A 20,550-nucleotide genomic window follows, 5' to 3' on the forward strand; every position below is an offset into this window, starting at 1 on the left:
GAAGTTCTTCCTGACAGGGAGGGCGCCAGATCGCGCCCTCATTTTTTGCACAAATGTGCGACGAAGTACTCCATCCACATACATCAGAGCAACCACCCATGCGCTTTACGACCCGCCCCCCTCAATGGCCGCGCCAACTGGCGACAGGCCTGCTCGTCATCGGCCTTGCAGCCTGCTCGCCTGACGCACCCCAGAAAACGCAGAAGCCCACTGCGCTCACCGCGAGCGTCAGCTTCGTCCATCGTCATGAGCTGACGCCGGAAGTCCGCATCGTCGGACAGCTGGTGCCGCAGGAGATGGTGCGTGTCCAGCCGCAGGTTGATGGACTGATCGTGCACAAGGTTCTGGTCGAGGCCGGGCAGCATGTGCGTGCGGGCCAGCCCCTGCTGGCGCTTGATGTGACCACCACCAAGCTGCAGCAACAGCAAGCCGCCGCAGAACGCCAGCGGGCGTGGGCGGATGTGGAGCGCATGCGCCGCGAGCTGGAAAAGATGCGAGCGGTTGCCGACATTGGAGGCATCTCGCGCAACACCATTGAAAGCAACACGCTTCAGCTGAAGGCGGCCGAGGCGACCGCCCATGCCGCCGACGCTGCGGAAGCGTTGGCGAGCACCCGACTGCAGCAGGCGGCCTTCCGCGCCCCCTTTGATGCGCTGGTGCTTCAGCGAAATGTAGAGGTGGGCGACCGGACCGGCGCCAGCGAAACACCGTACTTCGTTCTTGCCAAGGACGGCGGCGTGGAGTTCGAAGCCTTCGCCAGCCTCCGCCAGCTGGACCAGATCAAGCCCGGCATGGCCGCACGTATCCTGGTTGACGGCCAGGTGCCGGCCACAGGTCAGGTCAAGAGTGCTGCAGTCGCCGTTGATGGCCAGACCCGCAGTGGCCGCGTACGTGTCACTGCCGACGCCTCTGCGCTCGGCGCAAGTGGCGCGCCCGCATCGATCCTGATCACCTTGCCCAGCCGCCAGGCGGTAGCCGTGCCGGTGGATGCGCTGCGCTTTGACCCGACTCCCTGGGTGTGGAAGGTCGATGAGCGCAACGTCGTGCGCCGCCAGGAGGTGGAGCTTGGCGTTGCCAACGGCGACCACTACGAGGTCATCCGTGGGCTGAAGGAAGGGGAGCGTGTCGTCGGCGATTCCGGTGCGCTGCTTGTCGAAGGTGACCAGATCACCGCTGTCGACCCGCGCAGCCCGGTTGCTGCTCCGCCCGCGAGGAAGCCCAAGTGAAGATCGGCATTTCCGAATGGGCGGTCAAGCATCCCACGCCCGTCATCCTGCTCTTTGTGCTGCTGACCCTGATGGGCATCGGTGGCTATGTTGGCCTTCCGTTGGCCGGATCGCCGAAGGTCGAGCTTCCCATCGTCGAAGTGCGCGTCGATCAACCCGGTGCCACCCCAGCGGAGCTTGAGGGAAACGTCGCCCGCCGTATCGAAGATGGACTCAGCGATATTGCCTCGCTCAGTCATCTCAACACGGTCATCAGCGAAGGCTCCGTGGTCATCACGGCAGAGTTTGCCTTTGATGCGAACCTGGATCGCGCAACGCAGGACGTGCGCGAGTCGGTCTCGCGCGTCCGCCCTCAGTTGCCGGGCAATGTCTCCGAGCCTGTGATCAAGCGCGTCGATGTTTCCGGCGGCGTGCAGCTGAGCTACGCCGTGCGTTCGGACACCCTGTCCCAGGTGGCGCTGAGCCGCTACATCGACGAGGAGGTGCGCCCGGCACTGCTCGCCGTGCCGGGCGTCCAGGAAGTCACCCGCCGCGGCGGTGCCCGTCGCGAGTTCCGTGTCGAGCTGGAACCCGAAAGGCTGGCGGCCAGCGGCCTCAGCCTGGCCGAGGTCCATCGGCAGCTCATTGCCAGTGAAGCCAACCTGCCGGGCGGCAGTGTCCGCAACGAGGTCGGCGACCGGTCGATCCGCATCACCAGCGCAAGTGCCTCGGCCATTGCACTGGGCGAAAAGCTGATCAGCCTTCCGTCTGGCGGCAGTATCCGCCTGGACGAGGTCGCCCACATTCTGGACGCCGGCAACGCAAGCGAAGGCTACGCAATGCTGGACGGCCGTCCGGTCACCGTCATCGAACTGCGCAAGAAGCGCGGCGCCAGCGAAACCAGCATGGCCGATGCCGTGGCCAAGACACTGGCCGACATGCAGCGTTCCCCGCACCTGGCCACCTTCGAGCTGTTCAACGACGGTGTGCAGACCACGCGCGAGAGCTTCCATAGCGCACGCAGCACGCTGCTGGAAGGTGCCGCACTGACCGTTCTCGTCGTGCTGCTGTTCCTGCGCAGCTGGCGCGCCACCCTGGTCGCGGCGCTCGCCATCCCGTTCTCGCTGCTGCCTACATTTGCCGCGATGTACGCGCTGGGCTTCTCGCTCAACGTCATCACCCTGCTGGCCCTGATCCTGGTCATCGGCATCCTGGTCGATGACGCGATCGTCGAGGTCGAGAACATCGAACGGCGCATCGAGCAAGGGGATAGCCCGCGCCAGGCGGCACTGCTCGGTGCAGATGCGATCGGACTGGCCGTGATTGCGATCACCGCCACCATCGTGGCCGTGTTCCTTCCGGTCAGCTTGATTCCGGGCATGATCGGCCAGTTCTTCCGGGAGTTTGGCCTGACCGCCAGCATCGCGGTGATCGCCTCGTTGATCGTGGCGCGACTGCTGACCCCGCTGCTCTGCGCCGTGCTGCTGAAGCCGCGCCCGCATGCGCAGGCCGGCACCACCGAATCCGCGCTCACCCGCCATTACGATCGATTGCTGACCTGGACGCTGCGCCATCGCAAGACCAGCGTGCTGGCGGCCGTGCTGGTGATGGTTGCCACCGCCGGGTTGCTGTCGATGATTCCGTCCGGTTTCATCCCCACGCCGCAGCCCAACGCCTACCAGGTGCGCTATCAGCTCTCGCCGGGCATCACCTACGAGCGCGCGGTGCATCGCGCCGAAGCCATCCGCCGGGCGGTGGATGACATCCCGGAGGTCAAGCACGTGCTCCTGTCCGATGGCGGAAGCGCCTTCACCGGCACGGTCCTGCTTGTACTGAAGCCACGCGGCGAACGGTCGCGGCCGAACGCGGAGATCGAGCAATCCATCCGCGAGCGGTTGGAGGGGCTGAAGGACATTCGCCCGGAGCTGCTGCTGGGGGAGGGCAACAAGGAAATGTCGCTGTCGTTCCGCAGCCGGGATACCGCTGCCCTCGATGCATTCGTGACCCAGCTGGGGCGTGAGGCCAAATCGATCCCGGGCCTGCGCGATGTCAGCACCACCATTCCGCTGCCGCGCCCGGGCTACGACCTGAAGATCAATCAGCAGGATGCCGCCCGACTTGGTGTGCTGCCGCAGGATCTTGCGTCCATGCTCAATACCGCCAGCTACGGTGGCCTGGATACACTGCTGCCACGCGTGCCGGTGGGCAATGAACAGGTGCCCGTCCGCATCCGGGTGGCCGGAGGTACGCGCATCAGTGCGGAACAGATCCTAGAACTACCGGTGCAGACCAGGTCCGGGAAGACCATCCCGCTGCGCGCGTTGGCCACCCTAGTCCCCACCGAAACGCCGGCCAGCGTGCGTCGCCTTGACCGCGAGCGGGTCGTTGAGCTTACCGCCAACCTGAACGGGCTGACGCTCAGCCAGGCGGTCGAGCAGGTCCGCCAACTGAAGGCGTATGCGCAGATGCCCGCCGGTGTGCGCTACACCGAGTACGGCGACACCAAGTACATGACCGAAATGTTCACGCAGTTCGGTGTGGCCATCCTGCTGGGGCTGGTAGCCGTCTATGCCGTGCTGGTGCTGCTCTTCAGTGACTGGCTGCAGCCGATCACCATCATGACGGCACTTCCGCTGTCTCTCGGTGGTGCGGCGCTCGCGCTGCTGCTTACCGGCCATTCGCTGACCATTTCCACGGTGATTGGCCTGCTGATGCTGTTCGCAATCGTCGGCAAGAACTCGATCCTGCTGGTGGACTACATCGTTGAAGACCGCGAGAAGGGACAGGACCGGGAGCAGGCCGTGCGTAGTGCGGGCCGTGAACGTATCCGCCCCATCCTGATGACGACCGTCGCCATGGTTGGCGGCATGTTGCCGGCAGCCTTTGGCTTCGGTGGCGACGATGGCTTCCGCGCGCCGATGGCGATCGCGGTGGTCGGCGGCCTGCTGGCCTCCACGCTGCTGAGCCTGCTGTTCGTACCGGTGGCCTACACCCTGATGGATGACCTGGAGAACCGATGGCTGCGCCGTCGCAAGACCACCCCGTGAACGGAGAGACTGCCCCGTGAAGTACATGACCCTCCGCCGTCGATTCATGGCCATCACCATTACCGCCGTGTTGGGGGCCATCGGGTCTCCTGCAGCGCTTGCCCAGGCCACCCAGCCAGTCTGGGCGGATTGGGAGGATCCGGAGCTGGAGCGGTTGCTGTCGCTCGCATCCAGAAGCTCTCCGACGCTGGCGCAGGCGGCCGCACGCCTGGAGGAAGCGCGTGCCGCCACGGCCGGTGCGCAGGCCAATCGCTGGCCCGAGCTGACGGCCAACGGCGGCGTGCAGCGCACGCAGCGGCCGGAGTCGAGCGCCCTGGTGAGCAGCACGGGATCTCCGCGCTACTTCACCCAGAGCAATCTGGATGCAACGCTGCGGTGGCAGATCGATCTGTTTGGCCGAAAGCGGGCCGCCCTGGCCAGCAGCGCTGCCCGCCAGGAAGCGGAGCGCCTGGAGTTCATTCGCACGCGAGCCCGGTTGGCGGCCGAAATTGCACGGCAGTACATGATGCTGCGCGCGGGTGACCAGCAGCAGCGGGTTGAAGAAGAACTGGCAATCGTCCTGAACGAGATTGCCAGCATTGACGAGGCGCTTGAGCAGGCAGGACTGCAGTCGGTTGCGGAAACCGCGCCCCTGAAAGTGGAGATTGCCAATCGCCAGGCCAGCCTGGAGGAGGGCCTTCACAACCGCGCATTGGCCATGGCCAGGCTGGCGACCCTCACCGGGATCAGTCCTCCGTTGCTCGACGATATCGCCTCCCGCTACCGTCCGGCGCCGCAATGCGCCAGTCCCGAGCCGATTGGCATTCCGATCAGCGTTGTCGCCAGCCGCCCGGAAGTCATGGCTGCGGAGTCACTGCTGCGCGCCAGCCAGGCAGATCGCTTCATTGCCGAACGCGTGAACTGGCCCACGCTGACCCTGTCCGGAACGGGGGGCTGGGCGAGGGAGGGCAGCGGTGGCGGACTGATCGCGGGGAGCAATCTGGCCAGTCAGCTGCTCGGCTCCTTGGGCCTGCAACTGCTCGACTTCGGCCGGGCCCGTGCAGAGAAGGATGCCGCACAGGCGCGTCTCGACCGGGCCGGTGCCAGCTATGCAGAGGCCATTCTGCTAGCAGCCGAGGACGTCGACGCTGCCATTGCAGATGTATCGCGTGCCTCGAAGTCCCGCGAGCAGCAGAGGGTAGCAGCGAGCACCGCCGATCACGCCATGCGGATCGCTGACGCGAGGCTCGAATCCGGCCTGATCAATCGACGCGAAGATCTGGCGATCAGGCGGAGCACGCTGGAAGAGCGCCTGAGGCTGATCGCAACCGTCCAGCAGAAATGCGAGGCGGACATTCGTCTCTCGCTGGCAACCACATCGGGCGGACTACGCGCCGTGAATCAGATCAGCAGCCGCTGACGGAACATCCAGGGACGGAGCTGCGACGCAGCTCCGGTGAAGCGCTACGGTAAAGGTTGGATCCAACATGGCACGACAACGCAAAGAGGATGCTGAGGCAACGCGGAAGCGCATTCTTGATTCTGCACGCAGTTGCTTTCTGAGGTTTGGTTTCTCCAATACGTCGATGGAGATGATTGCATCGCATGCGGGAAACACCCGGGGCGCCATCTATTGGCACTTCAAATCGAAAGAACACATCCTGAGCGTGCTGACGGAGATGGAGCTGGCGCCCTGGCACGGCAGGCTGCGCTGGGATGCCGTGAGGAAGTCGGACGAGCCGCTGAGGCTGCTTCGCGATGAACTCCTGAAGTCCCTGCAGGAATTTGCACGGAACGTTCGACTTCGCGACATGTTCGAGGTTCTTCTTCACGCGGGGCCCTCGGCCAATCTCGATGGCGTGCGCCTGATTGCCCAGCGCGGCGCCCTGGTGGAGGTGCACACACTGGAAAAAGTACTTCAACGCGCGGATGAACTTGGCCAGCTGATCGCAAGAACGGACATCACCATTGCAGCCCGTTGCCTGTATACCGGCATCGCCGGCGTTCTCTATGGGACGATCCTGGACCCGGAGGAATTCGACATGGAACGCGATGGGGCGCAGGTACTGGACTCGTTCTTGCTGTTTTTTGCACCGCTGCATGCGCTGGCCCCCGCAGAATCCACGATCACACGGTAGGGGCGTATGCCGGCCCTGCCAACCTCGGCTACGATGGCCGGGGCCGGCATCTACGCCGGCGGAGCAGGGGGCGCAATGGAGGTGCACGCAGGGGACGGATTCGATCCTCCGGCAAAGACCGATTCGCAGGAACTGACATTCCACTGGCTCTACCAGCGGGTGCAGGGGCTGGTTGAGCACAGCATCTACCCCAAGGCGGGCAGGGTGGAGACGTGGGCGTTTCGCATCGGCGTAGGTGCGGCAATCACCGGCGTTCTGACTGCTCAGCTTCCGGATCGATGGCTGCCTGCTGGCACATTGCTCCAAGTGGTTATTGCCTGCCTGGCAATCGAAATCGGAGGTTTCATTGTCGGGGGCGTCTTGGTCGCCCGCAGAGGCATTCGCCAGTTCAGCCAGCCTCGGCTCTCGCACGCCCGGGAGATGGATGAAGACTTCGCTCACTGGCAATCGGTGGTGACCGAGCTTCGCGGATTCCCGCGGGTCCAGCGCGAGCGGCGACTCAAGTTCGTCAGCACCTTGCGTACCAACATGATCGAACGCATGGGCATGATGTACGGCGGGCTGCAGCGCCTTGGGCCGTTTCCGCTGTTGATCGCGCTCTACGTACAGTTCCGCGGATGGAAATGGGGCGATTGGGCGAGCGTGTTTGACGTCAGTCTGCTCGGAGCACTGCTGATCTTTGGCATGGTGCTGCTGTATGTCGTGGGCTGGATGTTGATCGGCTTACGCACCCGGCTGGACACCTACGTTGCCTTGTTGGAGGGTTCCATCCATGAACCCGAACCCTCCCAACCAACGCCTTTGTAGGGTCGAGCCCTGCTCGACTACTGCCTGCCGCACCGCACGCCATCAGGCACCTCGCCAGCAAGGGCCCGCCGCACCCGATCCATCAAAACAGGCTCCGGCACATCAGCCAACACCTGCTCCAGATAGTCCAACGGCTCCATCTGCCATTGAAGAAGTGCCCGGAACCGCACAACGTCGGGCGCCCGCTGCCGGGCGTCCAGTGAGACCTGCAAGAGCAGATAGTGCGAGCGCCTCTCCAGCCACAGCGCCGGGACGCCCCTGCAATAGATCTGCAAAGTGGCGCCTTGACGTTGTTCAGCGAACTCAAAGCCCTGCCGTGGCCGCGCTTCCACAAACTGCCTTGCCTGTCGGCGGAGCAGTGAAAAGCGATCGTCAGGGATGCTCTGGAATGCGAGCTGCTCAGGCCTCGGCGGCACCGGCCACTGAATCTGTACCGCAACCACCGCTGCAAGGCAAAGCACCATGGTCGCCCAGCGGCACCACGCCACTCAGCCCTCCGGATGCAGCCGCGTACTGGCGTGTGCGGCGAGGCCGAGTCCTGCCATGATCAGGCCCTCCATCACCCGCGGGCCGACGTACTGTTCCAGCTCGCCATTCTCGCGGGCGCGCTGCGCGGCCAGCAGGATCTCCAGTACCACGCGAAGGCCGGCCAGCGAGCAATCGGTATCCGCCAGGGCGATGCGTCGACCAGGCATCTGATGGCGCTCCGGCCACGGCTGGCCATCGGAGGCGGCGCCGGCGCCGATGCCGTGCAGCAGGGCGATGAGGGTATTCGGGTCCAGTGCGGGGCCGTTGGCCGGCGCGTCCAGGATCGGGTGCGGGGCAGGGGAGTGGGGCTGGGTCATGGCTGGGCTCCTTGCGTGCAGGCAGAAGCCGCCACCGATAAAGGTGGCGGACGGTGCGTGGTTCGAAACCCGGTGTTCGCTGAACCGGCAGGCACAAGGCCTCCACGCACCGCCCGCCATAGCCGGCCGACGGATTGCCAGCCGGCACCACACAGGGTGATGCCGGCTGGCAAGCGTTTACTTCAGCGAACTACCGGGGTTTCGAATCCCGGCCACCTGTTTTCGGTGGCACGGAGAGGAATACGCCCGGCTGTGCGCGATGCCAATGCAGTAGGGCTGATGCCGACACCACTTTCAACACTTTCAGAATCGTTGCATGCGGCGCAATGAGGCGGGCGCCTTGTGCTGCAAGGCTGTCGACGATGTCGGTGGTGCATGCCTGATGAGTGTCGGCATCCGCCCGGCGAGGCCGTGAGCGAGGCGAATGCGACAGGATGCCAAAGACCGCCAGGCGTCAGTAGCCCTTCAAGGCCACCTTGGTCCGCTTCAGCATGCGCGCGTGCTCGTCCTTATGTGTCTAGGCGCTCAGGGTCGACAGGTAGGCCGCTAGCAATGCGCTACCAATTGCGCGTGACGCGTCACGTTAATAGGTGGAATCTGCGAAGCAAAGCGCTGCATGTCACCATGTGGCGGGGCGAATCATCTACACAATGCCCCTTGGTACCTTATGGACGCATTCGCGCGAGAAGGTTTTCATGTCTGGCATGACTGACGGGCAGCAACTACGCAACGCGCAATGGGGCAAGGTGTCGCGCCTGTTCAAGCCTGCGATGATCATTAGCGCGGCGCTGACGGCAAGCGCAGAAACGTTCTATCGCACAGGGGCATACCCGCGAGCCATCTTCGCGGCGGGCAGCACTGATGTTCGAACCTGGTTGTATGTGGCATTGATGTACCTGGTCGCCCTTCCTGTGCTGTTTCTTTGGATGAGACGACTGCTCGCAGGCTATCCCATGCCATGGAACCCGCCATTGAAGCGATGGTTGCTGGGTGCCTTCTCCCTGATTCTCTGCAGCGGAATGATTGTTCTGCCGGTCATCGTGCTGACTTTTGGAGGCAGCGCTGCAGGTCGCGGCAAAGGGCTGTATCAGCTGTTCACCGGCAATCTGTTCGGCACATTCCTTGTGGGAACGGTGCTCGCCTACGGAGCGGCCCTGGGTGCATGGCTGCTGTTTATCGGAACTCCCAAGCTGCTCTTCCCCAAGCTGGGCTCGCGCTAGGCCCCTGAGATAGTTTCCTGGAAGTCCCGATGTTCGAGCCTGCCACCTGCTGCCAGGCATCAGTAGCCCTTCAACGCCGTCTTGGTCCGCTCCAACCAGGCGGCATTGTGGCTACGCGCGTAGCGCGACCAGTGCTGGGCATCATCGATGATGCTGGCGAACAGACTGCGGGCCTGCTCGCGATCGTCGGGTTGCGGCTGCGCCATCAGCCATTCCGCGTAGAGGCAGCGAGCGGCCGCATCGTTCCCGCATTCCACAGCGCGCTCGAATGCGGCGCGGGCGCCAGAGGCTTGGGCGGTTGCCAATGCCTGCGCGTAAAGCAGCGTCTGTTCCGGCTTGCGGCACACATCCGGGTGGCGGGCGAACAGGCCGTCCAGCGTCTCCACCGCAAGCGCGGACTGCCCGGACTCGAGGCGCGCACGTGCCAGTCCGGTCAGGATGTAGGGATCGTCGCCCAACGGCGAGCTGGCTGCCTGCTCTAGCAGGGTTCTGGCTTCCTCGGCCTGGCCGGCATCCAGCAACGTCATGCCCAGGCGAACCCGATTCTGCACGGTGGGCGTGCGCGCCAGTTCGGCGCGGGCGTTGCGCAGGTCCTGGCCGGGGTCCATGAGCTGCTTGGCGGAGCGGACGACCTGCCGGGCGCCGCGCGAATGGCGGACTTCCGGGAAGTAGATCGCCAGGAAGTAGACGACGCTGCCGAGCAGCGGGAACGAGAAGAGCAGGATGAGCCAGTAGAGGCTCTGGCCTGAGCGGATGGCGTGCACCGCGAAGTAGATGGCCGCCAGTACGTGGAGTCCGATTCCGATATAGGGCATGTGGGGTGCCTCGTCCTTGTAAGGGGTGGAACTATAGTGGGGGAGGGGTGGGGCGCCAATGGGCTGCTACCGAATGGGCGTGACGCGTCACGTTAATGAGGGCGATTCCTGCGACGCACCTTGCTGCATGTCACTATCAGATGGGACGGCACATCGCGGAACTGCACCTCCAACTTATCAACCCATTCTCTAGCCTGGATCGACCTTTGCCCGGAGATGATCAAAGAGGCCGTACAACATCGCCCTTTCGGCGGTCGAGTCCTTTTACTCAGTCGAAACCGGTGATTGGCCCGGAATGATTGAATTGTTCGAAGAGCGGCTTGAACAGGTACAGATGTACAGGGAAGGCGTAAGGCGGGAGCTCTACGAGAGCTTGAGCGATTCCGAATTCTCCTGGAAATCGGCACTCTGGAATGACGATTGCCATGTGGAAGAGTTTGATGCGAAGGAAGGTGGCGCCTGTGCTGCTGCTCTGACGATGGCTGCAGAATTCTGGGGCGAGCACACTTAGGGCTGCCAAGGTGTCCGCGAAGGCAACAACGGAGGGGTGAAGGAATTGTCTATCAACATACTGCGAAGGGTGCGGGCGCCTTACTCGTACGCCTATCTCGTTGCTGCCAATCTGGAGATGTTCTCTGATTTTGACGGAGGCTATCGACGCTTTGGCGCCTCCGTCCTTGTTGCGCTCTATATGGTTCTTCAAGCGCTTTTCCTGATCATGCTGGCGAGGCACTTGGGAGGCGACCTCTTTGAGGGGAAAAGCAACCCGTCATTCTGGGTCATGCTGATTGCGGCGTTTGCGCCGGCTTGGCTTGTCTCAGGGGCGGTCGTTAAGCATGGCGAAACTCTGACTGCTGGGCACGACGGCAAGTGGAAGACCATCCTTGCGATTTACCTGATTCCGGGCGTGGGAATGGGATGGACGCTTCTTTGGAAGCTGTACATACCATTCGCGCTCGTACACATCGCCATCATCTGCTTTCTCTACCTGTCGTATGGACGGTATGTTGAATGGAGGCTGGACAAGCCGCGACCCTAGGGCGGGCTCCCAGAGACGCCGCCTTACCCGGCCAGCTTCTAGGGTGGCTAAATCGCAGTCTCCGGCCACTACGAGGTATTCTGGCGCGCCTAGTAGTGCGAAGAGTCGCATCCTGATTAGGACGAACTTTGTCCCATTGAGCTCTGCATACCCCTGGGTAACTTGATGTAGCGCCTCTGAGTTAGGAGGCGGCTCTGAGTATCCGCCCACGTACCTGAAGGGGTCCTCGGTGTCCATAAGAATTATGGGCGGCAAGTACGGCCGGAAGCCATCCATTCCCAAATGAGCAACGGCGTATCCATGGGTAATCTTTGCGAGGAATCGAGCGAACAGAGTTGGATTAACCAAGGCAGCGATCCCGGCGATGGGTCATGTACCTGGATCGCAACCGGCCACGGTCGTGACCAAGGTGGCGGAAGCGTCCAAGCAGAAAGAGGTCCTTCCAGCCGGCGTGCAGTACATCCTGGACATGGCAGTTCAGGCCAGGGCGCGGCACGCCGGCTGGTACGGGCGCCGCGATTTTTTCGAGTTCCGGGCATTGGGCGGTGGCCAGGTGCTTGACCGGTTCACCACTGAGCAGCTTTGGGCCTTGGGCTGGTCCGTCAAAAGGACAGAGTTCGGCGTACTGCTGTCAGCGAAAGGCCACGAGATCATCGCGACCACCTGGCCCGTTGATCCGTTCGGCGAACAATCCGATTCGACCACCGAGCGCATAAGGGCTGCGGCGGGGTCGCCTGTGACGAGCGCGAGCGAGACACAGCCGACCACCGCCACGGCGAACGGGAGCACCCTGATCGCAGTTGGCAAGCGCCCGCTGGGCACGTTTCCCGAGACGCCGCCATATCCGGCCAGCTTCTAATTACCGTGACGCATCACGACCGATACAGGGTGAGATATCATGCTCCCGGACCTTGGGGGCGATATGGACATTCGATCAGGTGCGGTTGTGGCTCTACTTTTGCTGGTAGCGCCTCTGCACGCGCAGCAACTGCGCTCGGCTACCGGCCCGCAGCGTTTGCCTAGGCATACAACACCTGGACCAAAGGCGAGCAACCTTGGTGCAGAGCCCCTGAAATGCCAGCAGCACGTCGATCCGCGCATCCGGCTCTATTGTACGGACGTTGAGCGGTCGTTGATCCAAAGTGAGGCCCGTCGCCAAGGCATACCAACGCCATCGAGCGAGATTGTTCGCATGCCAGCGTACGGAAGCGCGGACGCAAAGAAATTGGGAGCCGCTTGCATGGGCGGAACGGCAATGCGCCGACTGATCAATGGGTGGGAGCAGTTACGAAATTCCAATGGCGAGTGGCTCCGCTGCCGAGAAGGCTAAGCCATGGCCCGTCGATGGTTGCAGCTATGCAGAGGCTCGTCACGCATTGTCCTTCTTGTTGGGCAATATGCCGTCAAGCTACCCAGAGTCTCGAGCCTGTATCGAGTTGCGCAAGGAGTGCGCTGCAATCGAGCTGAAGTTGAGGCATGGACGCAGCGGATCTACCCGAATCTGTGCCCGCTCCTGTGGTCGTCACCCGGATCGCTAGTAGTTGTAATGCCTAGGGCAAGGATTATGTCGGATAGTGAATTTGATGCCTGGTTCGAATCTGACGAATGGCCGCATTTCGTTGACCAGGACACGCCCTACGAGTTGAAGGGCGCGGATGCTGGCTTTCTTCCGGACGGACGTAGAGTGATGGTGGACTACGGGGTTGAAGGCTACCGTTAGGGGTGGGGGCAGCGCCCCTACGGAATCGCTTTACACGCGCTGGCGCGGTCTCGGCCCCCGACTCATGTAGACAACATTGGGTGTCTCGGCGTCGGGGCCAGGATCACGCACGCCTAACCGGCGTTCTCGGCGAATTCTGAGCGCTTCGGCTAAGTAGATGACGCTGGATTTCGTCGTGGTCGAAGCTTTACGCGCAGCTGAGGGTCGGGGAGCCGACTCAGCCATCATCAGCCGCCATTCCCGCGCTATGTTGCAGGTCAGGGACCACCAGGCCATGTCGCAGGGCTCCAGCTGGTGACCTTCGGGAGTGAACATGTGCCCAGCCTGGAAACCGAAGCCGGCCCAGGTGCCGGCCAGGTCAATTCGTTCGTGCGGATCGATCTTGATCATGCTGCGAGCTCATCCTTGTCGGGGGTTCCAACAGGGATGTCTGCCGCACCGAAAACGCCCGGCCTCTAACGCATTGATTTTAGAAGATATGGATGGGGTGAGCTTAGCCTCTTCCTGGCAGCTTCCGTCCACCAAAGATGCCCGATATTTCCGGAAGTCCACCAAAGATGCCCGATATTCCCGGAAGTTCACCAAAGACGCCCGGCATTTCCAGAAGTACATAAATAACGCCCAACAGTTCCGGAAGCCCATAAAACACGCCCACGACTGCCGGGGGGTCATTAGAATTGCCAATTAGCCCACGCGGCGGCAAAGCCTCCCCTTGTGTTGCGTACTCGCATGAAGGCTACTGCCGTTCGCAGTCCGGCACGAGACAGTGCCGTTGCCCCAATGATGGCAAAAATTGCTAAGAACTGCCTGCCTTAGGATTTCTGCTGGATTCTAGCTGTTTTTCGAGGTGTCACCCAGGCGACCCGGACTTCTCTCAAGGAACGGGCGGAACCCTGAAGCTCGATGACCGGATACCCACCTGAAGGCAGTACATCCTTCGGATTCAGCTTGAACACCCTTGCAAGCGTCAACGCCAAGCCTTCCTCATAAGCGGTTGCCAGAACCCACACAAGCGCGTCGACCAAGGCGGATCTTCCCTTAATGCTGTCCAATACCGAAGCGACGATTACGGAAGGGGACCTATCCGGCTTGTCGTTCGCGATACCAAAGGCCGCAGCGGCCAGCTCCAGCGCTGTGCCGCACGCTAACGTTACCATCGGGTCGACAACCGAGAGATTGAGCCAAGTCGCGCCGCTGGCAGAAACACCATAGGGAGCTAGGAACGACTCGTGCCGCTCTACCTCAGTGGGTCCTTGGGTGTCGTAGTGCGTTGAGCGGAAGCTCAGGACAGATAGGCCTTCAAGTCCGACCCTGGCGCATGCCGCTGCAGTGGCCCGCGTCAAAGCATCGTAGGCCATCAATGGGAGCGGAGCGCACATGAGGCCCGAGTTGCCGCCAATCATTGCCCAGCCCCAGAACGCCCCTGGCTCCGGATCGTCAGCGGATGGCTGGAAAGCCTCATACCTTACGTGAGCATTGCCATCGTCCTGGTGGACGGGCGGCATAGGAGTCGTTCTATCAATCAGGCGCGCCAGAGCTGAAGGCCAGCTTTGCGCATCACTGGGGAAGTGAATCACTCGGCCTGCCCGCCGGCGTGATGCCCAATGAAGGTAGTCATCCACCCACTGCGACACTTCACGAGCGGGAAATTGCCTGACGTCCAGTAGCGCTGTGTGGGCGTCGATTGGCTGAAATCCACAAGTACAAGTCCCGAGACCACCGGAGTGGTCAAAACTGGTGCCCAGCGTCCTTCCGCATGCCTCGCAGTGGCTGATGAGCTTCTCGCCATGCCAAGGGCACGCAGAGATGGAAGGAAGGAGAAATAGTGAACAATGGTAGCCGTGAAGTGCGCATGCGGGGCACCGCATATATGGAAGCTCACTACCCGCGAGAAGTCGAAGTGATTGAACTGGAAGCCACGCGGCCGGATTCCATAGATTCTTCGTTGTGACGTCACGGACTTCGATGGCTGACGCAAAAGTATCCTGCACCCGGCCCGGCAGAAGCAAAGGGCGGAGCATGGAGCGCCCAGTCTTACGCCTCACCCCCATGATCATGAGTTGCTCACTTGTTGGCATGCCCAGTGCAACGATCCGCTGCAGCACGCCGTAGCCCGATATGTATGGATAGAACTCATGCTCTGCGCCGACAATCCGAGGCGTAGAAGGATTTACGGCGCGAGAGCTATTCATTGCTTCCCCCTACCTGGTTTGCCGTATTCTGTATCTTCTCAATGATGGCGATTGCCTTGTCGGACATCTTCTCGCGCATGCGAATGAACTCGGTTCGCAGGTACCCGACATGCACAAGCGCAGCACGGACGTCAGATGGAGTGAAGCGTTCGAAACTCTGCTGAAACCAAGCGTTCGTTAGCAGATTCCGCACGGTCGATGTGAAGGAGCACATCGGCCAGCCACTATGTTCGGGAAGTCCCACCTCCCTCCGGAGGGCGGACACAGCATCGCAAATCATCTCCGTTTCAGATTCCAGCCGCCATCCGCGATCAAATGCGTCGGTGGCGAAGTATCTAGAAAATGGCATGTCCTCTGTCGGCCACCATGCTGCGCCGTCGTAGCGCGACAGGGCATGCCTGACCTCATCTCGCGCCGCAAGAGGAAGAAATGGGGCTGAGTCCAGAAACCACCGGCGAACAACATGTGACGGATGGTGCTGCCACATGTCGCCAAGCTCGATGCCCTGCTGGTCACTTTGGTACACAAAGACCAAAAAGAGAGTAAGCCTGTCCTTGCTCATCAAGTTATCAAGATCTTCTAAGCACTGAAACTCAAGATTGGTGAGCCGTTGAGCACTGTCGATGAACAATACGTACCTGCGTACGTCGGCGTGCCCACACGCGGCGCGCATGTGATTGTGTATTCGTGCCCTCAGCTCGTGAGGCCTGGCCGATGACCAGCGCGGCATTCCCAGTTGATGTGAAAGCGCGTGCCAGAAGCTCAGCGGGCTCCTGCATGCATCTGAGGTTGCGACGATTGCCCTGGCCACACCTGCGCGGCGTCCGTCCTCCACGAGCCAGCGCCAGTCGGTTTCGACTAGATAGTCTTGCGCCGTGGATTTGCCAACCCCGCTCTCTGAATAAAGAGAGCACCCATGATGACCCTGCTGAATGTTGTACAGAACGAAATCCGCCATGCGTTCGACAGGCTTCGTGTTGATACGGTAGCCAGACTCAATGAAAAGTGGATGGTCGGGGTCAAGGCGACGGACGGCCATGATGGCCTCCGCAAGGTCCGATCTAGTCATCAAGATTCACCTTGCCTCCCCGGGGGACTCTTACCGGGATGTGAGCTGGCTGGGACCGAATGTCGGGCAGACGGCCGAAGTGCAACTGCTGCAAGCGCGCAAGTTGGTCGACTGCGGGTTGGGACGTGTCTGCAGTAGATCGAAGATGCGCTATGAAGGCTTCAATTGCACACTCCACGCCAGCGATTGAGAAATCACTGCGCTGTTTGGACCAACGACAGATGATCCTTCGCGTCCTCTCGTCATGCGGCGCGCGCGACCAAGGCGCTCGCGCGGTAGCCACTCCGAATGGCACGGTGGCACTTTGAAGTAGCACGATTGAACGAAGATCGCGCCTATTCACGCGCGCAAGAATCCTGGTGCCAATCAGTCCCCATTTATCGTTAAGGGAAGGGGATCGGTAGTCCGCATACAAGTAGGTGACATGGGGCAACTCCCCATTATCCTTGTTGCCTTTTACGGGCAGGCTTACGATTGTCGAAGCCATATCTGCAGCATCCAGGCCACAGGTTTCCGGCGCAAACGCAAACGCTGACTCTTTGCGATTCGTGAGATACGCTAGCGGCGTCATCTGTCCGAGTGCGGAGTGAGGCGTCGCGTTGTAGTTGGCTATGATGACGTCCAGGAGCTCCTCGAGAAGGTGCATCTGGATGGGATGGGCATCCGGAGAGAAGTTGCTGATCCTGATCTTGTTTTCCCCCAGCCGTTTGGCGGGCTCAAAACCGCCGGGGATCTTACGCAGCGCACCACGTTCCAAGCGCGAGAAGAATTGCTCTACAATGGGTCGTGAGCGCGGTGTGTGCGACTTTCCGAAGATCATCACACCTCCCCGAGCCCTGCAGAATGCTGCTTCGAGTGCATGGGCCGAGTGCGCAAGGAAGTTGTCCAGTGCGACAGCGGCCGAGCGCGTGACTATCGGCGTTGCTGCCTGATAGACGGGCATTCCAGCGCCAGGTGCGTAGAAGAGGTCCGGGATCGTCAGGTCCCTGGGAGCCCAGGGTTCCATTGACTTGGACAAGCAGAGCGCTACATCAAGATTGTCATAGCTCTGGCCGACACAGAGAAGCCATCCCGTTACCGCCCTGGATTCAGTCTCTATTTCGATGAGAAGCCATAGCCGTGACACTTTGCGCGTAACACGCGCGCCATTGGGCATATCGATGGAGATCTTGCATTCAACATCGATTTGGTGCGCGTCAAACTCCGTTCTGGCGAACAGGCCCATCCGTACTGCTTGCTCCAAAGCGACAGGAGCGTTCGATGCCGATTGAGGTTCATAAAGGTCCACGTCGGCTACTGCCGACTGCCGCCGCTTGAGCAAAGCAAGCAGCGAGCGCTTCCCCTTGCCAGGATCGTTCAGGGGGAATTTGTCCTCCAGGTTGTGCTGCTTCAGCTCCGCAAGGACTCGTTGGTGCAATTTTACGAACGCGCTTGGAGGGCGGCCCGGCGGCAGATGGGTTGCAAAGCCATCGATCAAGGCTTTAACACTTGGCACAGCTTCGGAGACTTTGTGCCACGCAAATCTTCCTGGAACCAGCGGCAATTCCGCGGGTTCGAAGGAAAGCTCAGTCGAGTAACTGCCCCATGGAATGCATACGCGAAATCCGTGCGGCATGCCATCGTGGGCTATCGTGGGCGCTTTCATTGCCATGCGCTTCAGGCGTTTGTGGCAGATTCCATATCTCCGGGATATAGCGGTGATGGTGGAACGGCCCAGAAGCAAGGCGGTGAGTGCTTCCTTGGCCACGCGGAACTTGGAGAGATGATCTGGTGCAATATCAACCGGATGTGGGGAGTACCACTCGTCGAGTGTCGCCTGATCATAGATTTCGTACCTAGCCATGACGCACCTCCACGAGGGCATCCGGATCCCCTGGGCGATAGTCCACGAGTTGTACGCGGCCGGTGTAGACGAGGCTTGCCACTGCGCAAGCCACTGCGAACCGGGCCTGGCCCGTCTGCAGTTGTAATGCGCTCATGGTGAGGCGCTCAACGTTCTGGAGCATGTCCTCAATCCTCACTTCCAACTGCCTGGCCCCCGCGATCTTTGCATTGGCCCAGACAAGCGGAAGTAGTTCGTAGGCAACAGCGACCTCGCTGGCGCGAGATGCCAGAGAGTTTTCGTGGACAAGTCGCAATACGAGCCCTTGATTCAAGGCCATGTGGATGAGCTCGTCATCTGCGGGAAGCTTGACTAAGCCAACGCTCAGTGAAGCCACCTGTTTTGTAGGGATTACAAACTGGTAGTGCTGGGTGCCATCCCTCCGCCCGACCCAGAAGCTCAACTCAAGGTTGCGCTTCTCGCCTACCGTGATTCGACGCGGCCTCTCAACATACATCTCCACCTGGGGGTCAAATTCGAGCATCAGCGCCTGGCAAAAGTTGACCAGGTCGGCCACCGTTACGGTCCGCCCATTCTTCGGGGACTGAAATACAAAGATTTCGCGGCGGTCGCGCTTGCCGCGTGCTAGCTCGAGAGGGGAATGGGGCAGATGCCCCTCACGGCGGTCTTCGTCCGTCGGTTTGGCGGTCGCGCTTTTTCCTGCGGTCATCATCCTGCTCCTCAGCCGTCGGCTTGCGAACGTCTGCCCGGTCTCGAGATTGGAACAAGGTGCCCATTCAGGTTCGCCTCCGCCATATGAGATGGGGAGGAAATGGGCGCACCCCTCCGCGCGAACGGGAAGTCGCTTGACTTTGTCAAGGAAAAGGGTGAGCCTCAGGGTACAGGCTGAGTTTCACCACCATCTGCTCCAACAGATGTCACTTGCCCCCGCGCCAACGGGGGCAAGTCATTTCCAGGGTTCGGAGATGTTAGTTTCCGGCTCTTGGTACTCTCCTCGGCGCTCGGCGAGCGCATCTTCGGGGACGTCTTGAGTCTGTTCTTGAAACGCTACAAGCCCGGCCCCTTGAGTTTGGGTTGTGGGGCGTCATTCCTGGTTGGGCTTCAGAGCAGCCGCTTCATCTTGCGGGGTGCCAGATACTGCCGGCGGACTGATTGCGGCCCTCAGCCCAACCATCCAGTCGGCGATGTCCATCGCAAAGGCAAATTTGCCGCGGCGGCCGGGCACTTTGAATATCTTCACGGGCAAGGTTCCGCGTGCCTCTGCTTGGCGGAGCGCGTGGCTGGAGCGATAGCCAAGAGCTCGCGGCAAGTTTTCATAGCCGATGAGAGGCCCGAAATGAAAGGTCAATTCTCTTTCGATCTCACGGCGTTCCGGGGCCAGGATTGATTCGTTGGTCCGCTCCGTCATGGCGTGGTCACACCCCGTCGCTTGTGTCCTCCTGATTCTGCCCCTCTAATACGGATGGTGGAAGGAGTAACAAACTCGCGTTTCGTTACCCATCAAAGGTGAATGGGGAGGGGCACGGCCATGGCGCTCAAAGAGATACCCTTTTACGGCGAGGCGCGACTTGCCCGCATGCGTGCAAGCACGAGCATACTTCCCGCCAACCGAGCCGTGCCGTACTGCCTGCGATCACTCAGTGTCGGATTGTGGTTTGAATGCTTGCGAAGCCGAATGGGCCTATCCAGCGCATACGCGCTCGGACAGTCGATATCCCCGGAGCGTCCCGGCTGCCACTCCAATGTGTGGGTGAAATATGCCCATGCGGAACACGTCCCGTCCCAGGCGACGCAGGCAGCAGCCGAGGCGCGCTATCCCGGCTCCCGCATGGTTCTATGTTCACCGGTCTGGGCCGCTCTGAATGTCCACGAGGCACTTGGCGGTTGTGGAGAATCAATACTCATGTCGCTCAGTGCACCTGTGCAACTGGAAGTGTTCAGCGGAGCGAGCTTGCGAGCCGGCATGTTTGTCCGCCGAGACCGTCGGTTACGAGAGATCACCGAGGGCTTGTGCGGGCTGGGCACTCTGGATAGCCTGGCGGCACTAGTGGTGATGTTGAGGGTCGCCCATGAGCAGGGCAGACGGCATGACTGCTTTGCCTTGGGGCGTGCACTGCACGATTGCCTGCTACTGGTGGGGCAGGATAGTCCCATCCAGCTTATTGCCGAAGAGCTGTTCTGGTACTTCAGCCATTTCGTGCTTCCTTTCACAGGGTGCCGGGGTGTTCGGATTGCATCGTCGCGACGCCGCTTGCTCCTGCAGCATGAGGTTCTCTCCCGCCTCGTACTTGAGCTTGAAGACAGCGGGTTCGACTATCTCCCAGGCATGCGTCACCCGCTCTTGCGGGTAGTCCGCAATCAGCAGCATGCTCCGTCTTCGCGCTTCTTCTCGCCCGGCGTCGGACCCTGCAGCGCAACATCGCGGCAGATGGCGCGGTAGCGCTATCAATACAGAGTCTTGTTGAGACGAGGAGGCATCCAGGATGGTGAGCGCAGAGACTAAAGGCTCGACCGATTACGAAATGAGCCGCTTGTGGTGGGCGGCACGGCTGTCGCAGTCGAGTAGAGGCTCAAGATGATTGCCTATCTTGGTTGGGGGTCGCTGGTATGGCAACCCGACGGTCTACCGGT

19 protein-coding genes are annotated in these 20,550 nt (G+C 61.2%); 9 read left to right on the top strand and 10 right to left on the bottom strand.

Features of this window, described 5'->3' with window-relative positions:
- The first annotated feature begins 53 nt into the window (after positions 1-53).
- The 5 genes from AC5P5R_RS03880 to AC5P5R_RS03900 all read left to right on the top strand — a co-directional run bounded on the left by AC5P5R_RS03880 (position 54) and on the right by AC5P5R_RS03900 (position 7,176).
- The gene (locus AC5P5R_RS03880) at positions 54-1,226 is read left to right on the top strand and encodes an efflux RND transporter periplasmic adaptor subunit (RefSeq protein WP_100438547.1); all 1,173 of its coding nucleotides are present in this window, start codon (positions 54-56) and stop codon (positions 1,224-1,226) included.
- The gene (locus tag AC5P5R_RS03885) at positions 1,223-4,252 is read left to right on the top strand and encodes an efflux RND transporter permease subunit (protein WP_164281489.1); all 3,030 of its coding nucleotides are present in this window, start codon (positions 1,223-1,225) and stop codon (positions 4,250-4,252) included. Before AC5P5R_RS03880 ends, AC5P5R_RS03885 begins: the two co-directional genes overlap by 4 nt.
- 25 nt (positions 4,253-4,277) lie before the next feature.
- On the top strand, positions 4,278-5,651 hold the full coding sequence (locus tag AC5P5R_RS03890) for a TolC family protein (protein ID WP_231914962.1): 1,374 nt from the start codon (positions 4,278-4,280) through the stop codon (positions 5,649-5,651).
- A gap of 67 nt (positions 5,652-5,718) precedes the next feature.
- Complete coding sequence (locus AC5P5R_RS03895; RefSeq protein WP_100438544.1) at positions 5,719-6,369, top strand: TetR family transcriptional regulator; 651 nt, start codon at positions 5,719-5,721, stop codon at positions 6,367-6,369.
- Positions 6,370-6,444: 75 nt separating this feature from the next.
- Positions 6,445-7,176, top strand: a complete 732-nt coding sequence (locus tag AC5P5R_RS03900) for a hypothetical protein (RefSeq protein ID WP_164281488.1) — start codon at positions 6,445-6,447, stop codon at positions 7,174-7,176.
- 17 nt (positions 7,177-7,193) lie between these two features.
- On the opposite strand, the gene AC5P5R_RS03905 is transcribed toward AC5P5R_RS03900, so the two are convergent.
- Positions 7,194-7,664 carry a hypothetical protein gene (locus AC5P5R_RS03905; RefSeq protein WP_100438543.1) on the bottom strand — a complete coding sequence of 157 codons (471 nt, stop codon included), beginning with the start codon at positions 7,662-7,664 and terminating at the stop codon, positions 7,194-7,196.
- Positions 7,665-8,021 (bottom strand): hypothetical protein, encoded by a 357-nt coding sequence (locus AC5P5R_RS03910; RefSeq protein ID WP_100438542.1) that lies wholly within the window; start codon positions 8,019-8,021, stop codon positions 7,665-7,667. It lies immediately after the preceding gene.
- A 695-nt stretch (positions 8,022-8,716) separates the two neighbouring features.
- On the opposite strand from AC5P5R_RS03910, the gene AC5P5R_RS03915 reads away from it, so the two are divergent.
- Positions 8,717-9,241 carry a transporter gene (locus tag AC5P5R_RS03915; protein WP_100438715.1) on the top strand — a complete coding sequence of 175 codons (525 nt, stop codon included), beginning with the start codon at positions 8,717-8,719 and terminating at the stop codon, positions 9,239-9,241.
- A gap of 59 nt (positions 9,242-9,300) precedes the next feature.
- Here AC5P5R_RS03915 and AC5P5R_RS03920 read toward each other — a convergent pair whose 3' ends face one another.
- Positions 9,301-10,056 carry a tetratricopeptide repeat protein gene (locus AC5P5R_RS03920; protein ID WP_164281487.1) on the bottom strand — a complete coding sequence of 252 codons (756 nt, stop codon included), beginning with the start codon at positions 10,054-10,056 and terminating at the stop codon, positions 9,301-9,303.
- 295 nt (positions 10,057-10,351) lie between these two features.
- Between AC5P5R_RS03920 and AC5P5R_RS03925 the strand changes: the two genes are divergently transcribed.
- The 3 genes from AC5P5R_RS03925 to AC5P5R_RS03935 all read left to right on the top strand — a co-directional run bounded on the left by AC5P5R_RS03925 (position 10,352) and on the right by AC5P5R_RS03935 (position 11,954).
- On the top strand, positions 10,352-10,567 hold the full coding sequence (locus AC5P5R_RS03925) for a hypothetical protein (protein WP_100438540.1): 216 nt from the start codon (positions 10,352-10,354) through the stop codon (positions 10,565-10,567).
- Positions 10,568-10,603: 36 nt separating this feature from the next.
- Positions 10,604-11,095, top strand: coding sequence for a hypothetical protein (locus tag AC5P5R_RS03930; RefSeq protein WP_145983839.1), 492 nt, complete (start codon positions 10,604-10,606; stop codon positions 11,093-11,095).
- Positions 11,096-11,495: 400 nt separating this feature from the next.
- Positions 11,496-11,954 (top strand): hypothetical protein, encoded by a 459-nt coding sequence (locus tag AC5P5R_RS03935; RefSeq protein ID WP_231914939.1) that lies wholly within the window; start codon positions 11,496-11,498, stop codon positions 11,952-11,954.
- 891 nt (positions 11,955-12,845) lie between these two features.
- Here AC5P5R_RS03935 and AC5P5R_RS03940 read toward each other — a convergent pair.
- The 7 genes from AC5P5R_RS03940 to AC5P5R_RS03970 form a co-directional block, all read right to left on the bottom strand.
- The gene (locus AC5P5R_RS03940) at positions 12,846-13,205 is read right to left on the bottom strand and encodes a DUF3653 domain-containing protein (protein WP_172476254.1); all 360 of its coding nucleotides are present in this window, start codon (positions 13,203-13,205) and stop codon (positions 12,846-12,848) included.
- A gap of 422 nt (positions 13,206-13,627) precedes the next feature.
- Positions 13,628-14,173: a hypothetical protein gene (locus AC5P5R_RS03945; RefSeq protein ID WP_126412179.1), complete on the bottom strand. Its 546-nt coding sequence runs from the start codon at positions 14,171-14,173 to the stop codon at positions 13,628-13,630.
- An 826-nt stretch (positions 14,174-14,999) separates the two neighbouring features.
- Positions 15,000-16,046 carry an ATP-binding protein gene (locus AC5P5R_RS03950; protein WP_072167141.1) on the bottom strand — a complete coding sequence of 349 codons (1,047 nt, stop codon included), beginning with the start codon at positions 16,044-16,046 and terminating at the stop codon, positions 15,000-15,002.
- Between the two features lie 22 nt (positions 16,047-16,068).
- Entirely contained in the window at positions 16,069-17,919 is a 1,851-nt protein-coding gene (locus AC5P5R_RS03955; protein ID WP_024956856.1) for a hypothetical protein, read from the bottom strand.
- Positions 17,912-18,628: a hypothetical protein gene (locus tag AC5P5R_RS03960; RefSeq protein WP_164281486.1), complete on the bottom strand. Its 717-nt coding sequence runs from the start codon at positions 18,626-18,628 to the stop codon at positions 17,912-17,914. The genes AC5P5R_RS03955 and AC5P5R_RS03960 overlap by 8 nt, the downstream gene beginning before the upstream one ends.
- 375 nt (positions 18,629-19,003) lie before the next feature.
- Positions 19,004-19,327 carry a hypothetical protein gene (locus AC5P5R_RS03965; RefSeq protein WP_024956858.1) on the bottom strand — a complete coding sequence of 108 codons (324 nt, stop codon included), beginning with the start codon at positions 19,325-19,327 and terminating at the stop codon, positions 19,004-19,006.
- A 720-nt stretch (positions 19,328-20,047) separates the two neighbouring features.
- Positions 20,048-20,287 (bottom strand): hypothetical protein, encoded by a 240-nt coding sequence (locus AC5P5R_RS03970; RefSeq protein WP_126412177.1) that lies wholly within the window; start codon positions 20,285-20,287, stop codon positions 20,048-20,050.
- Positions 20,288-20,550: the final 263 nt, after the last annotated feature.

The organism is Stenotrophomonas sp. YJH_SMC_19 (genome assembly GCF_059367915.1).